Genomic DNA, 15172 nt, shown 5'->3' on the forward strand with positions numbered 1-15172 from the left:
ACCGATGCGCCCGGCAGTCTGGATTTTGCCGATCATATATTCGTAGAGATCGCCCTTGAGGTCTTTGTCTTTCAAGGGGAGATCGTCAATGGCGGTGACGACTTTTTCCGTAATGAGAGGATTCGGCAGGGCGAAGGTGGCATCCTGCATATAGCGGGCATAGGCGCTCTTGCGGCTGTCTTTTTCATGGGGATTTGGTTCTCCTTTCAAGGTTTTAATGAAGGGGAACACCTTTGTTCCAAGGATCTCGTGTATCTCCTCGGCTTTTTTGTCTCGAAAGATATGCCACCGCATGGCTTGTCCTTCGTCGTCTTGGGGGAATATTCGTCTGCCGTTCGTAATGCCCAAGAGAGCGTCGTTCTTTTCCGTATCTGTTTCAACATCATCTAAAGATTTAATGAAAAAAAGATAAGTAAGCTGCTCGATGACGGTCAAAGGATTTGCCAGCCCATAAGAGTACATATCATTCCAGATGCTGTCGATTTTGTTTTTGAGTTCACCCGTAATCAACGCCATCCTCCTAACTTACATAGATCGTTTGCTGTTCATCATATTTCGCATTTTTCAAAATAGAAGCCCTGCCTGATCTTGGAAAACCGTCTCGCTCATGTAGGAATTGATGCGCACTGCAGAAAATACGCAGTACACGTCCATTGCCTAATGAACATAAATAGTGATAATGTATAATGGTTGAATGATTGACGGTCAAACTTGTGCAAGGGAAAGCGCAGGTTTTTATTTGAGCATAGTCTATCACAAATCGTAGGCGTTTATCAATGAAAAGCTATATCTTGCTCTTTGGAATAGTGCAGCAGAATGTGTTTTATATGCTTGCGCAAACGATACGCTACATATTTGCGTAAAGCCTTGTGGCTGCAGGGGAGCATGGGCAGCTGTCATAAGCTGTCTGCAATATGTTATGGATAGGCATTTGCTTTCGTGCTATAATAGGCTTCATCAACATAGTTGCGATGAGAGTCTACGGTGCGTGTGTTTTTTTGAGGGGCGGCGAGAGTATGGGAAAGACAGTGCTGCATTTGGTTCTGGCTCTGGCTTTAATTTTGGGAGCGGGCAGCGCTGCAGCGGCGCCGGTGCAGACTTCTGTACCGCGGACGCAGCAGATGGCTGCAAAGACGCTCACGGGTGTGCGCTTCGGTGTAAGCGATGAGTACGAACGCGTTGTGTTTGATTTGACGACCTTGCCTGCTTACGAGATATATACGGAAAACGATGGACAGACGATCGTCATGTTTCTCTCGGGGGCGCATAGCCGTGCGGTGCAGCCGAAGATTTCAGGCAGTATAGTTGAAAATGTTCATGTTTCGACTGTGCCGCAGGGAATAAAAGTTGTTCTTAATCTCGCGGCGCCGGCTGCTTACGAGGTCAAGACGCTTGCTAATCCGACGCGGCTCTTTATCGATGTGCAGAAAGAGTATGAGCGCATCACGGAGGAAGAGCCTGCACCCGGCTTGAAGCTCTCTACGCTTCGACGCCTTGATGAACGCGGACGCTTGACGGGCTGGGTGCTTGAGGCTGATCCCGCACGCTACCGTGCTGTGCCCGTGCTCGCGAAAGGCGTTGTTGCAGGCCGCGCTACGGTCAGTGCGATGTCGGATATGGCGGGAGCCGTCGCTGCCGTCAATGCTTCGTATTTTGCGCCGAGCGGCGACATTCTTGGTCTTTTGAAGATGGATGGCACGGTCGTTGGTACGACATATTTTCGGCGCAGCGCTGTGGGATTTGATGACGCGGGCAAGACGTTTTTCGGCCCCGTCGATTACAGCGGTACGGTGACGCTCGGCAGGGTGCGCTTCCCGGTGGGCGGTGTCGACGCCGAGCGTGGTGCGGACAGCCTCGTTATTTACAATCATTATTACAGCGCGACGACGCATACGAACGAATATGGGCAGGAGTATATCATCAAGGGCGGCAGGGTTGCTTCTGTCAGCGCATCGAATACGGCGATTCCCCGTGACGGTCTTGTGATCTCGGTGCATGGCAAGGCGCGCGACGCTTTTGCACAGGTGAAGGTCGGCGATTCTGCGAGGGTGGATGAGCAGATGGGTGCGCCGTGGGAAACTTTGCCGACAGTCATCGGCGCTGGGCCCATGCTTGTAAAGGATGGCAGAGTCCATGTGACGGCGGCTGAGGAAGAATTCCCGTCCGATATCACTGTTGGACGTGCGCCGCGTACGGCTTTTGGGGTGACGGCGGATGGGCGCTATCTGCTTGCCGTCGTCGATGGGCGTCAGTCGCATAGTATTGGCTGCACTTTGCAGGAAATGGCGGAGTTCATGCTGCAATTCGGCGCGGTCGATGCGATCAATTTTGACGGCGGCGGCTCAAGCGCACTCGTTGTCGGCGGTAAGCTGGAAAACAGTCCGTCGGACGGCGCCGAGCGGGCGGTTGGTTCGGCGCTTGCGCTTTTACCGCGTTGAAGCGGGTTTTGAGTTGCTTCTTTATGGAAAAATCCGTTATAATGGAGGAGATGGAAATGAAAAGAGTGCTGTTCGCCGGTCTTTTTCTTGGCGTCATGCTGTTCGCGGTCCACGCGCTGATGGCGGGGGCAGTGATGGATGTGAAATCGAGCCTTGCCGGTACGGTCACATGGACGGCGGAGCCGGGCAGCACGTTGACGGCGGGCGCAGAAATCGTGCGTGTGCGCACCTTGACGGGCGAAGCGGCTGCGGCGCGTGCTGAGGATGGCTGCCATGTGAGTGAGGCGCTTGTCGCTGTCGGCGACGATGTTGCCGTCGGGCAAATCGTTGCGCGTGTGGAGAAACAGGAATAATATCGGGAGTCTTTCCGTTTGTACCTTCAGGCAATCTGTACGAGGTGATATACTTGCGTAATTTCAAGAAGAAGATGCTTTCTTTGTGCCTTTCCCTGTCGCTTTCGGCGAACTTGGCAGCGGCGGCGTCCTTGCCGCCGCTCATGCCGCTTTCGGATGTCTATCCGGGCATGGAGGGAACGGCGTATACCGTGGTCGATGAGTCGGGGGAAATCCTGCCGTTCCATGTCGATATTGTCGGTACTTATGAGGAGGGGTCGTCGACGAACCGCATCATGGCGAAGGCGTCGGGACCTGTCGTGGAGCGTACGGGCGGTACGCTCCAAGGCATGAGCGGCAGCCCTGTCTATGTGGACGGGGCGCTTGTCGGCGCACTTTCCGCCGGGATTAAGGGCATGAGCCTCTACACGTTTTTCATCACGCCGATCGACGAGATGCTGCCGATATGGAATATGCCTGACTACAAGGCGGCGCATCTGAAGAAGGAAAAGAAGGAAGCGGCAGAAGAGACAGTTGCTGACGGCAACGAGGAAGGCGCTGATGCGGGGGAGTCGCAGAAGGATGGGGAAAAGCGCACCAAGCTCGAAAAGGAAGCGCCGCCTGAGCCGGTGAAGGAAGATATAGAGAAGCCGCGAGATGGGAAGTCTGCCAAGAAGGAAGCGGAAAAAGGCTCGAAGAAAGAAAAGGAAGCAAAGAAGGAAAAGAAGGAAAAGCCTGCGGCAGATAAGGGGGAAAAGCCTGAGAATGCAGGCAAAAAGGCTGGATCAGCGGATTCATCGAAGAAGCCGCAGCCGGAGAAAAATAGCCCCGAGGATGCGGCAAAGACGCCGCAGCAGCGCAAGGATGAGTCTGCGAAAGACCAGCCTGCGGAGGAAAAATCACCCCAAGAGCCGCAGAAGCAAAAGCCTGCGGATTCCGGTGCGCAAGCTCCTGCTGCAAAGAAGCATGAGACGGAACAGAAGTCGGCATTGTATCTTGCAGGTTTCGGCAGCAGCGGCACGTCCTATATGGAGGAGAAGCTCTCCGCGCTGGGGTTCAAGGCGGGAGATATGCCTGCTTTTGGGACGCCGACGCGCGATACGCATGTCGTTTATGATGCTGCGCTTGCGCCGGGCAGCGCCATCGGCGTCGCTGTTTCCTACGGTGATTTTTCCGTCGGGGCGACGGGAACGGTGACGGCGGTCGACGGCAAGCGAGTGCTCGCTTTTGGTCATCCCTTTCTGCATAAGGGCAATGTCAACTATTTCATGACGGATGCCAAGGTCGTCGGTACGATCAGCGGACCGACGGACGGCATGAAGATCGCGAGTATCGGCAATATCATCGGACGAATCAATCAGGACAGGGAAGCCGGTGTTGCGGGGATTCTCGGAGCCTTTCCCGAGAGCGTGCCGATGCGCGTGCGTGTGAAAGATACGTCGCTCGGCTATGATCGGAAGTTCGGCGCACAAATCGCTTACGATGAGGACTTCCTGCCGATTCTTGTGTCGGGCATTGCCTATGCGGCGATGGGAAAGACGTCGGACACGGTCGGTGAGGCGACGGCAAGCCTCAAGTTCACGATTCGCACGACGGCGGGAGAGGACGGCAGGATCGAACGCTCGAATATGTACTACAATGCCGCTGACGTCGGGCAGGCGTCCGTGGGCGAGCTTGCGCAGATGATGGCGCTCCTCTGTCAGAATGCGGATGAGGAAGCGGATGTGACTTCGATCGACGTTGACATCGAGATGGAGAGTGCGAGAAAGACGGCGTCTTTGATTTCCGCTGTGCCCGACAAGCCTTCGGCGAAGCCGGGGGAAACGGTGAATTTTCGCACGACGATCAAGCCTTTCCGCAAGGATAAGGAGGAGTTGGTGATTCCCTATCGTGTGCCTGAAAGCCAGGCGCCGGGCGTCATGAGTCTCGATGTGCGCGGCGGCGGCTTTGTTCCTGTGACGACTGCACTTCTGCAAAATGCGCTCGGCATCGATACGAGCGCTGAAGAGGACAAGACGCAGACGACGGCAGACAAGGTCAAGCAATTTTTGGAGCTGGGCCGAAACAACGAGATCATCGTCGCGCCGGCAGCCGCCCCGAATTTGCCGCTTTCGCCAGAGGAGAAGAAAGCGGCGAAGAAGCGTCTGCAAAAGGCGGAGAGTGCGCCGCAGAAGAAAAAGGAAAAGCGTGTCGATCTTTTAGGACAGCAGGCAAAGAAGCGGGGCAATCCGCGCGAATCGAAGTTTGAAACGGGCTATGTCATAGACAATGTGATTCATGCTTCATTGTTGATTGAGGAAGAGGATAAGAAATGATGATGCGGCTGTTGGAGAAAATCGGTTCTTTCGTGCTCGGAATGTTCGAGTGGGTCGGCTCCGTCATTTTGCTCCTTGCCGCTTCTGTCAAAGAGATGCGCCGCCCTTTGCGCCCGCGCCATATTTTCGCGCAGATGTCGCATCTTGGCGTCGACTCGCTTGCTATCGTTTCTTTGACGATGCTGTTTACCGGCATGGTCATGACGCTGCAGGTTGCGCATGAGTTCATCCGCTTCGGTGCGCAGTCAACGATCGGCGGCGTCATCGCCATCGCCGTTGGGCGGGAACTCGGACCTGTGCTCGTCGGCGTCGTTTGTGCCGGACGCGTGGGCTCTGCCATCACAGCGGAGATCAGCACGATGAAGGTTACGGAGCAGATCGACGCGCTGCGCGTCATGGCGACGAGCCCCATCGGCTATCTTGTCGTGCCGCGCATGATCGCGTGCATGTGCATGGTGCCGCTTCTGACGGTGTTTGGCGATGTCATCGGCATCTTTGGCGGCTGGTTCGTCGCCACGCAGTATACCGGCATCGCATCGTACACATTCACGAACTCCATCCAGGTATTCGCCGTGCCGCACGATATTACGGGCGGGCTCATCAAGGCAGCCGTGTTCGGCGTCGTCATTGCCGTCTTGGGCGCGTGGTACGGGCTTCATGCTCCCGAGGGTGCGGAGGGCGTGGGGCGTGCTACGACGCGCAGCGTCGTAGCAGCGATTTTCTGCATTTTCTTTTTGAATGTGTTTCTTTCTTTTTTGCTGTATTGATATACTTTTGGACGGGGTCGAGATATGATACGACTGGAAGATGTGACGAAAACTTTCGCCGCGCATACGGCGGTGCGTCATGTGAGCCTCTCCGTCAAGCGGGGCGAGACGCTCGCCGTTATCGGCGGATCCGGCTCGGGCAAGAGTACGCTTCTGCGTCTGATGATCGGTCTGATTCGCCCGACCTCAGGAAAGATTTGGGTCGGCGATGCGGAGATCGCACAGATGACCGAATCCGAGCTTGATGAGGTGCGGCTCAAAATGGGCATGGTATTTCAGTATTCGGCGCTCTTTGACTCCATGACTGTCGGTGAGAATGTTGCTTTCGGACTGCGAGAGCACAAGAAGCTCAAGGAGAGCCGGATCGCAAGCATCGTGCGGGAGAAGCTGCATCTTGTGGGACTTGACGGCTCTGAGCACAGGATGCCCGACGAGCTTTCGGGCGGTATGAAGAAGCGCGTGAGCTTGGCGCGCGCCATCGCCATCGATCCTGAAATCATCCTCTATGATGAGCCAAGTTCGGGGCTTGATCCCATCACGACGGCGAAAATCGATGATCTTATCATCACGATGCAAAAGGAGCTTCGCGTGACGAGCGTCGTTGTGACGCATGACATGGCGAGCGCCTGCTATATCGCCGACCGCATCGCTATGCTCGCCGGCGGTGAGCTCATCGCGCTCGATACGGTCGAGCGGTTCAAACAGATGAAAGATCCGCGCGTGCGTGCGTTTTTCCGCGCGATGGATACGGAAGGGAAGGGGGCGGACGTATGACGACGGAAGCGAAGGTGGGCGCATTCACGCTGCTCGGCATCGTGCTCTTGGCGGCGATCTTGCTGCAGTTCGGGGGATTCTCCTTTTCGACGAGCCGCAGCTATACGATCTATGTGGGGTTCACACAGGTCGTCGGTCTGGCTCCTGAAGCGGATGTGCGCTATGCGGGGGTGCTCGCGGGCAAGGTCAAGGCCATTGAGCCGGAAGGAACAGGTGTGCGTGTGACGCTTTCTGTGGATCCTGACATCCGAATCCCGCGCGATGCACGCATCACGCTGTCGGCGAACAGCGTCCTTGGCGACAAGTTCGTTCTCATTTCTCCGGCGGGATCGAAGAGCACGGAGTATTTGAAGGACGGCGACTTCGTCATCGGTATGGATGAGACGAGCATCGACTCTGTGCTGGATAATGTAAGCGAAGCGATTCAGGATGTGCATGATCTGCTCGGCTCCTTGAACGATATCTTAGGCAATCCACGCATGAAGGAGTCCGTCTTGGGATCGGCGGAGAATGTGCGCGAGGTTACGGCGCATATCCGAGACATGACGTCTGTGATGGGGCGCGTCGCCTTGCAGAACGAGGGAAGTATGCACGCGATGATGCGTGAGATGCAGGCGATTCTCGCGAACCTTTCGGCGACGACGGAAACTGTGCGCCAGATGGCGGCGGATGTTTCTGACGGCGGCGCGACGGCGGCGAATCTTCGCCTGACTCTTTTGAACGTCGCCAAGGCGAGTGAAAATATCCGCATGGTGGCAGAAGAGATGCACGAAGTCACAGGCGATCCGACCGTGCGTGAAGATCTCAAGACGACGATCCATCAGGCGCGCGCCGTCACGGAAAAGGCGAACGAAACCCTGGATAATCTCAGCAGCATTGAGACGCAGCCGTCGCTCGACGTGCTTTACAGCGGCAAGGAGCGCGACTGGATCACGAACTTCAACGTCGATGTATCAAGGGAAAGCGAGCCGGATCGCTTCCTGCGCGTCGGCGTCGAGGATGTCGGCGAAGCGAATGCGCTGAATCTTGAGGTCGGGCGCACCAAGGGCAGGCTGGGGGCGCGCGCAGGGCTGATCGCGGGCGATCCGGGCATCGGGCTGGATGCGGCGGTCGGCGGGCGCTGGCACTTCTCCGCTGACGCCTATGATCCGAACGATTTTCGACTGCGGCTTTCGGCGCAGTATCGTCTGCGTGAGGACACATATCTCATGGGGCAAATTAGAGATTTGAACCGCAGTGAACGGCGTGCCGCCTACTTCGGTCTGCATCAATCATTTTAGGGGGAAATCATCGTGAAGCAGCCAAAATATTTTTCCAAGAAGCTCTGTGCGCTGGTGTTGGGCGGGTTCGTCTCTTTCGGTCTTGCATCTGCCGTCTCGGCGCAGCCTCGCTCGCTTGCGCTTGCGGAGAGCGTGGAGCTTGCTCTTGAGAACAACCGCACGATCAAGTCGTCTGTGACCGATGTCGATGCGGCAAACTGGGCGTACCGTGAAGCGCGCCGCACGGCAGGCCCGAAGCTCACGCTTTCGACGCAGGGCAGCCGTGTCGGCGGCAAGGCGTATGAGCGGTATCCTTCGGATTATGCTTATCGGAGCAGCGCGGAGCTTTCTTTCCCACTCTACACGGGAGGACGCATTGAAAACGGCATCGAGGCGGCGCGTTACGGCGTGAACCGTGCGGATCTCGCGCTTGAGGGTGTGAAGCAGGCGGTGCGCTACCAGACGACGGGTCAGTATTTCAAGGCGCTCGAATACCGCAATCTCATCAAGGTCGGCGAGATGTCCGTCGCAAATTTGAAAAGCCATCTCGACAATGTGAACGCGCAGTATCGCGTCGGTACGGTCGCACGCTCCGATGTACTCGCGTCCCAGGTTTCACTCGCGAACGCCGAGCAGAATCTCGTAAATATCAAGAATAATTACGATGTCGCCATCGCCGGACTGAACAAGATCATCGGACTGCCGACCGCCACGGAGCTTTCTCTGGCAGATGAGCTTTCTTATAAGAAGTACGATCTGGCGCTTGCGGACTGCACGGCATACGCGCTCGCACATCGAGCCGATGTCATCGCGGCGGATTATGCCGTGCGTCAAGCGAACGCCGCTTTGGAAATGACGCGCGGCGCATCCTTGCCGCAGGTCAGTGCGGCGGCGACGCGCACGGTCGGCGGCGACAGCTGGTTCTCGAACAATACGGACTCGGCGGACACTTGGTCGATCGGCGTGCAGGCGAGCTGGGCGGCATTTGACAACAACGTGACGGCGGCGCAGGTGAATCAGAAGCGTGCGGCGGTGCACAAGATGCAGCAGGCGGCGGAAGATATGCGCGAGCAGGCAGAGTTGGACGTGCAGACGGCGTATCTCAGTCTCTTGGCGGCAGAGAAGAATATTCGGACGACGAGCGTCGCTGTCGAACGTGCCATCGAGGACTTCAAGATTGCGCAGGTGCGCTACACGGCGGGCGTCGGTACGAATCTCGACGTAACGGACGCGGATGAAAAACTCGTCAAGGCGCAGACGAATTACTACGATGCTCTCTACAATTACAACCTCAGCAGGGCGGCGCTCGACCGCGCTATGGGGCTGCCTGTCGATCTCGACGCCGGTTCTTATCGGGCGAAGGTCGATGCGAAGTATCATAAGGCGGCAGAGGAGCAGGCGGAGATAGCGCTTTACCATACGGATGAAGCGGAGGCGAAGATGGCTGCCGAGCAAAAGGCGCTTGATGAAAAGAGTAAACGCAGCGCGGCGAAGGATGACGCCATGATTCCTGTGACGCAGGGCGCGCCGGTAAAAACCGCTTCCGTCAAGACGGCGGAAAAGGATGCAGCGGCTGAAGCGGTGCAGGCAGGAAGGTCGATCTAAGGCAAAAAAGCCGCTTTTGAGGTCGCGTATCTGCATATTTCATACAGTCTGACAAATGGAGAATGAGGAGGAAGAGCCGATGAAAAAGGGACGTATCGCTTTTGCGGCAGTCGTCATCGCGCTCTTCCTTTTTGCGCTCTTTTTCGGCATGGCTCTTTACATTACACGCACGGGCGCCTATGCGGAGGATATGGGCAAGACGATTTCTCTGCGTGCATCCGAACTTCTTGGCGTACCTGTCGCCGTCGACGGTGTGCGCATCGAGTCCGCGCATAGAATCTCGCTTGAGGGCATTCGCGTGCAGGACAAAGCGGGAGAAGAGCTTGCCCATGCCGCAGCCGCCGAAGTGGATCTGAGCATCTTCGCTGTCTTTTCTTCCTCGCCCGCCGCCGCCGTATCCCATGTGACGGTCGTGGAACCTGTATTGTATCTGCGCCAGCGCGAGGACGGCAGTTGGAACGCTGCCGATCTCGTACAGGAGGGAGACACCGCGGGCGATTTTCGCGCTAAGGTCAGCGTGCAGAAAGGCGCAGCAAGCGTTGTCTTTTCCGGCAAGGAGATCGCTTTTGCGGATATCGAGGCGGAATTTGACTTTGCGGAAGCCTCATCCGTTGCCGTCGAGGGGCGGGCGACGAGCAAGGGAGCGCCGCTTGTCGTCGAGGGTGAAGTTTCTTCGAAACGGCAGGAGCTTGAGATCACTGGTGAAAATATCGATGCGATGGACTACCTTGCATTTTTGCCCGAGGGAACGCTTCCCAGAGAGATCGAGCCGCAGGCGCTTTTCATCGACGAGGCGAAGATGAAGTTCGTATGCGAAGGCGGCGACGCATCGCTTGCAGGCGACGTGCGTTTTTCGAATGCACAGGCGCTTGTGTACGGCACGAAGGTCGAAGATGGGCGAGGACTGCTTCTTCTGGCAGGCGAGGATGCACGCATCTTTTTGCGCGCGCAGACCACAGGGCAAGAGGCGTCTCTGCATGGCAAGATCGCATGGCGAGAGGCGGAGCCGAGCTTCAATTTCGTCGTGGAATCCGCTGCGTTCGATCCGTCGGCAGTCTTGGCGCAAAGTCCGTTCGAGGGCAAAGTGCGCGTTCTTGCATCCGTTTACGGTACAGCGCATGACTGGAAAATTGACGGTGCGTGTGAGGCTGCTTCCGGCACGCTTTACGGTCATGCACTGACGGGTGCGAAAGTCAAGGCGCACTTCGAAAACGGGCTTTTGACGGCGAGCGGCGGAGCGAATGCCTTGGGCGGCGCAGTCGCAGGACAGGGGCTGCTCCATGCGGACGACGGCTCGTACAGCGCACATGTTGAGGCGAAGGATCTTGCAGGGGAAGAGATCGCTGCACTGCTATCTACCGAGGAGCTTTCCTTGCAGGGACGCTGCGACGCCGATGTCGTGCTTGAGGGCAAGGGTGCGGATGCAGATGGGCTTCTCGCTTACGGCACTGTCGCCGTCGCGGGGGCGTCGTTTCGCGGCGTCGAGATCGAGCGTGTTTCGACATCCTTCTTCAAGCAAGGGAAGCTGCTTCATTTTGACAATCTCAATCTTTCTTTTGCGGCGGGCGGCACGCTGGTCGTTGAGGGTGATGTGAGAGACTTTGACAACCTCGATCTGCGCTTTTACGGCACGGCGCTGCCGCTTGCTCTCGCAGATGCTTTTGTGCCCGAGGCTGCGGCTTCCGGCACGCTCGACATTGCAGGAGCGGTGCGCGGCGCAGCGGCGAATCCTATGGTCGAGGCAAATTTCGAGGGAGCGGCGGGCAATGCTTTTTGCCAGCCTTTTGATACCTTCCACGGCGCGGTTCATGGAAGCGCCGACGGCATTGTGATCGACCATTTCTCTGTGGAACGCGGCGGCAAAGAAACGTGGATCGCCGAGGGCAGCATCGGTCTTACGGGGGCGAAGCGTCTCGATGTCCGCATCGATTCGATCGGCGCACGCATGGAGGATGTGGCGGCTTTCGTTGCGCCCGACCAGCCGATCACAGGAAACGTCGACAACACGATTCATTTCACGGGCACGCTTGACAACCCGTCGGCAGTCGGCTACATTCATTTCTATCGCGGCAGCTACAACGGCTATATCCTCTCGGGTATGGACGGCGACTATTATCTGGAAAACGGCGTCGTGCGGCTGCAGGATTTCCACATCTTTTCGCCGCTCGTCGATGTCGACTTGAACGGCGCCGTCACACGGGACGGTGTGCTCGACCTCTACGCCGACGTACACGACGTAAGTCTCGACCGCTTTGGCAGCAAGCTGCCGTATCCGGTCAGCGGTCATGGCACATTTGCCGGGCATATTTCGGGTACTCTTGAGATGCCGCAATTCCTCGGCGTGTTCGATGCCAAGACACTCAAGCTCAACGGGCAGGATATCGAAACCGTGCACGGCGAGGTCGTCTTTGGCGACGATGTGCTGCGCGTGGAAAATACGCATTTCAAGCAAAATGGCGGCAGCTATGCGATGAAGTGCACGGCGAACCTTGAAACGCAGGCGCTCGATGGCGTTTTGCAGGTGGAAAACGGCGATGTGCGCGCGCTCTTCGCTATCGCGAATCTCAAGAACGATATTCTGGAAGGGCGGCTTGACGGTGCGATTCGTCTCGCCGGTACGCTGGAAAATCCGCTCGCGGAGCTGGATGCCGTCGTCCGTGAGGGCAAGGCAAGCGGCTATGAGATACGCGATCTCGTGCTCGACGTCAAGCTTGCTGACCATGTCGTGACGATCCGCGAACTGCACGGCAGACAAGGCGAGGGCGTTTTTGCCGCGCAGGGGCGCATTCCCTTGAACGATGCCGCGATGGATGCACAATTTGCGGCGAACGGCGTTGCCGCCGGCATGGTCGCGAAAGCCGCAGGCGCGACTGCCGATGTGCGCGGCACGCTCGATCTCGCCGTGCAGTTCGGCGGTACGGTTAAAAATCCGAGGGCAAACGCTTCCGTCGAAGTGAAAAACGGCGGTGTGGGCGCATCGACATTTGATGATATGACAGGGCTTTTGAATCTCAAAAACGGCGTCATACATATCGATCAGCTCCTCGTGAAAAAGAAGCTTGGCGATCGCATTTACAGCGCGAACGCCAAGGGAAAGATCCCCGTCAAGAGCCTGACGGCGGCTTCGGATGAGTGGCTTGACGCGCCCGAGCAGATTGATTTGACGCTGTCCCTTGACCGCGCCGATCTCTCGCTGCTGCCGATCCTCTCGCCTGCAGTTGATTGGGCTGTCGGCCCGACGAAGGGGAAGGTGCGCGTGACAGGGACGTTGGCGCAGCCCTATTTTGAAGGTGAGATCAGCCTGACGGACGGCGCACTGAAACTCAAGGACGTCGCGATACCTGTGACGGAGATGAAGGCGCGTCTGCGCTTTGTCGGCAGTACGATATCCCTTGAGGACTGCACGGGCAAGATGGGCGCCGGCTCTTATCGCATCACGGGCAGGACGGCGTTCTCCGGTGCGCGGCTGCAAGACTACACGCTCGATTTTACCGCCGATGAACTTGGCGTCGTCAGCAGCTTCTACAACGGGCCTTTGACGGCTGCGTTTCATATCGAAGAAGGCGAGATGGACGGCGAGAAAATGCCAAAACTCACAGGCAAGGTGCTGGTCCATCATGCGACGCTTTCGATTCCGTCCATACCCGACAGTGAGAGTGCGCTGCCCAAGATGCTTCTCGACGTCGGGGTGACGCTCGGCGAGCGCGTGCGGTTTTTCAGTCCGTCGCTCTACGATATGCGTTTGGCAGGAGCCTTCCACTATGGCGGCACGACGCGTCACATTGAGCCGTCGGGCACGATCACCGTCGAGCGCGGCACGATCACTTACAACAAGACACGCTTTACCATTCGCGACGGCGAGGCATATTTCAATCAGATCGGCTCCTTTTTGCCGAGCCTCACGCTTGAGGCGGATGCACACTTCGGCAAAGTGCGCATCTTCCTGCACACGAAAGGGCCTATCGGCGCGATGGAGATGCGCCTGACGTCCATGCCCGCGATGAGCGAGACGGAGATCCTGCGTCTTTTGACCTTCCAGACCGCCGATTTGCGGACGGAGCAGGCGTTGACATCGCTTCTGAGCTTCGGGCTTTCGATGACGATTCTCGGCGAGTTGGAAGCGAATGTACAAAACGCGCTGGGGCTTGATGAGTTCCGCATTGCGGGCGAGGATGTGGCGACGACGGATCAAGCGGGGCTGAAATCCGGCGAGAGGGATCGAAGCCTTGAATACAACTTGGAAGTCGGAAAGTATATCAACGACAAGGTCATGCTGCGCTACAAGCAGGGCATAGGCAACAAGGTGCGCGAGTTCGGCGTGCGCTACGATTTCAACGACCGCATGAGTCTGTATTGGAATCGCGACGAAGATGCAAACTCGGTCGTCGGTCTTGAAGCGCGTATCAAATTTTAGGGGGGACGTCATGAAACTCGAAGAGTATTTGAGCGAGTTGGAAAAAGTTGAGATGCTTTCACTCGAAGAAGAACGCCGACTTTGGCAGGCGTTCAAGGAGCGCGGTGAAAGGACGGCGAGACAGCGCCTTATCGAAGCGTACCAGCCGCTCGTATTCAAGACGGCTCTTCCGTGGCGCACGAGCGCGAGCATCATGGACGTCATCCAGGAAGGCACGGTCGGCCTCATCGAAGCGACGGAGAGCTTCGACTGGCAGCGCGGCGTCGCATTCAGCCTCTTCGCCGTCCATCGCATACGCGGCAGGATGCTGAACTTCCTGCAAAGGGAAGGGAAGCGTGACGTCGCCTGCATGGATGCGCCGCGAGCTGACGGCAGAGAGCCGTGGGAACTTCTGCCCGACACGGGGCTTTCCGTCGCCGAGCAGGCGGAATTGGGACTCATGACGAAAGAACTTCATCGGGCGCTCGCGCGACTGCCGCAGAAAGAGCGTCTCGTCTTAGAGGGCGTTTACTTAAAGAGCGAGGCGGCGGCGAAGCTCGCCGATGTGCTCGACGTGAGTGCGGCGCACATCTACCGCCTGCAAAAGAGCGGCATACGCCGCGTGCGCGGTATGCTCACGCGCTTTATGCGCTTTTGAGAGGGGGAAAGACGATGGCGGAGGAAAGGGAACGGCTCTGTGCGCACATCAAAGCGGCAAAGGATTGGCTCGGGCGTGCGGAATCTTCTCTGGAAAGGGAAAACGACATCAAGGGCGGCTTGAGCCTCATGCTCGCAGAGGCGGAGCTGCAACGTGCGCGTGAAACGCAAAGGATGAAGCGTCTCGCGCAGGTTCTTGCGCCGACGCTCGCGCTCTTTTTCGCTCTGGGCGGCGTCTTTCTTTATCGTGCGTTGGATTCGCCGGCGCCGTCTGTGGAGCAAAGTTACGCCGAAAGTGCACCGAAAAAAGATCATACGCCCGCAGCGCAGGAAGCGCAGGCATCGCCTGCTGCATCAGCCGCGGATGCTCCGCACGGGGCGGCGTCGGCTTCTTCCGTGCTGTCGGAGCAGCCTGTCGTCACTTCTGCTCCGGCAAAGGAAGCAAAGATGTCGGCTGACGTGCAGCCGGCGCATCCTGTACAGGATGCGCCGCAGGTGGAGCCGGAGCAGGCGAAAGTTGCAGCCGCTGACACCGCGTCCCCGCCTGCACACGATCTGCAGAAGCTCATGCTTTCTGCGGGACGCATCCTCAGAGAATGATTGCTCTTATAATTCGATAAAACTCGCCGATA

The 15172-nt window shown here is 57.4% G+C and carries 11 protein-coding genes; 10 read left to right on the forward strand and 1 reads right to left on the reverse strand.

Annotated elements, in window-relative coordinates:
• Window positions 1-510: type I restriction-modification system subunit M N-terminal domain-containing protein (locus tag ACTTKG_RS00005; RefSeq protein WP_442672203.1), on the reverse strand; the 510-nt coding region annotated here is incomplete at its 3' end.
• Window positions 511-1016: 506 nt separating this feature from the next.
• On the opposite strand from ACTTKG_RS00005, the gene ACTTKG_RS00010 reads away from it, so the two are divergent.
• The 10 genes from ACTTKG_RS00010 to ACTTKG_RS00055 all read left to right on the forward strand — a co-directional run bounded on the left by ACTTKG_RS00010 (window position 1017) and on the right by ACTTKG_RS00055 (window position 15140).
• Window positions 1017-2438, forward strand: a complete 1422-nt coding sequence (locus ACTTKG_RS00010; RefSeq protein ID WP_442672204.1) for a phosphodiester glycosidase family protein — start codon at window positions 1017-1019, stop codon at window positions 2436-2438.
• A gap of 56 nt (window positions 2439-2494) precedes the next feature.
• On the forward strand, window positions 2495-2791 hold the full coding sequence (locus tag ACTTKG_RS00015; protein WP_442672205.1) for an acetyl-CoA carboxylase: 297 nt from the start codon (window positions 2495-2497) through the stop codon (window positions 2789-2791).
• 44 nt (window positions 2792-2835) lie between these two features.
• On the forward strand, window positions 2836-5085 hold the full coding sequence (locus ACTTKG_RS00020) for a SpoIVB peptidase S55 domain-containing protein (protein WP_442672206.1): 2250 nt from the start codon (window positions 2836-2838) through the stop codon (window positions 5083-5085).
• On the forward strand, window positions 5082-5852 hold the full coding sequence (locus ACTTKG_RS00025) for an MlaE family ABC transporter permease (protein WP_442672207.1): 771 nt from the start codon (window positions 5082-5084) through the stop codon (window positions 5850-5852). Before ACTTKG_RS00020 ends, ACTTKG_RS00025 begins: the two co-directional genes overlap by 4 nt.
• 24 nt (window positions 5853-5876) lie before the next feature.
• Complete coding sequence (locus ACTTKG_RS00030; RefSeq protein ID WP_442672208.1) at window positions 5877-6626, forward strand: ABC transporter ATP-binding protein; 750 nt, start codon at window positions 5877-5879, stop codon at window positions 6624-6626.
• Complete coding sequence (locus ACTTKG_RS00035) at window positions 6623-7906, forward strand: MlaD family protein (RefSeq protein ID WP_442672209.1); 1284 nt, start codon at window positions 6623-6625, stop codon at window positions 7904-7906. Before ACTTKG_RS00030 ends, ACTTKG_RS00035 begins: the two co-directional genes overlap by 4 nt.
• A gap of 12 nt (window positions 7907-7918) precedes the next feature.
• Window positions 7919-9490, forward strand: a complete 1572-nt coding sequence (locus tag ACTTKG_RS00040; protein ID WP_442672210.1) for a TolC family protein — start codon at window positions 7919-7921, stop codon at window positions 9488-9490.
• A gap of 79 nt (window positions 9491-9569) precedes the next feature.
• Window positions 9570-13904: a translocation/assembly module TamB domain-containing protein gene (locus ACTTKG_RS00045; RefSeq protein WP_442672211.1), complete on the forward strand. Its 4335-nt coding sequence runs from the start codon at window positions 9570-9572 to the stop codon at window positions 13902-13904.
• 10 nt (window positions 13905-13914) lie between these two features.
• Entirely contained in the window at window positions 13915-14541 is a 627-nt protein-coding gene (locus ACTTKG_RS00050) for a sigma-70 family RNA polymerase sigma factor (protein ID WP_442672212.1), read from the forward strand.
• A gap of 14 nt (window positions 14542-14555) precedes the next feature.
• On the forward strand, window positions 14556-15140 hold the full coding sequence (locus tag ACTTKG_RS00055; protein WP_442672213.1) for a hypothetical protein: 585 nt from the start codon (window positions 14556-14558) through the stop codon (window positions 15138-15140).
• Window positions 15141-15172 lie beyond the last annotated feature (32 nt).

Source organism: Selenomonas sp. (assembly GCF_052169755.1).
In the GTDB taxonomy this organism is placed as follows: domain Bacteria; phylum Bacillota; class Negativicutes; order Selenomonadales; family Selenomonadaceae; genus Selenomonas.

Coding starts and splice junctions, on each gene's coding strand:
- ACTTKG_RS00045 (WP_442672211.1), top strand. CDS start 9,570: ATGAAAAAGGGACGTATCGCTTTTGCGGCAGTCGTCATCGCGCTCTTC.
- ACTTKG_RS00025 (WP_442672207.1), top strand. CDS start 5,082: ATGATGATGCGGCTGTTGGAGAAAATCGGTTCTTTCGTGCTCGGAATG.
- ACTTKG_RS00030 (WP_442672208.1), top strand. CDS start 5,877: ATGATACGACTGGAAGATGTGACGAAAACTTTCGCCGCGCATACGGCG.
- ACTTKG_RS00010 (WP_442672204.1), top strand. CDS start 1,017: ATGGGAAAGACAGTGCTGCATTTGGTTCTGGCTCTGGCTTTAATTTTG.
- ACTTKG_RS00035 (WP_442672209.1), top strand. CDS start 6,623: ATGACGACGGAAGCGAAGGTGGGCGCATTCACGCTGCTCGGCATCGTG.
- ACTTKG_RS00055 (WP_442672213.1), top strand. CDS start 14,556: ATGGCGGAGGAAAGGGAACGGCTCTGTGCGCACATCAAAGCGGCAAAG.
- ACTTKG_RS00050 (WP_442672212.1), top strand. CDS start 13,915: ATGAAACTCGAAGAGTATTTGAGCGAGTTGGAAAAAGTTGAGATGCTT.
- ACTTKG_RS00015 (WP_442672205.1), top strand. CDS start 2,495: ATGAAAAGAGTGCTGTTCGCCGGTCTTTTTCTTGGCGTCATGCTGTTC.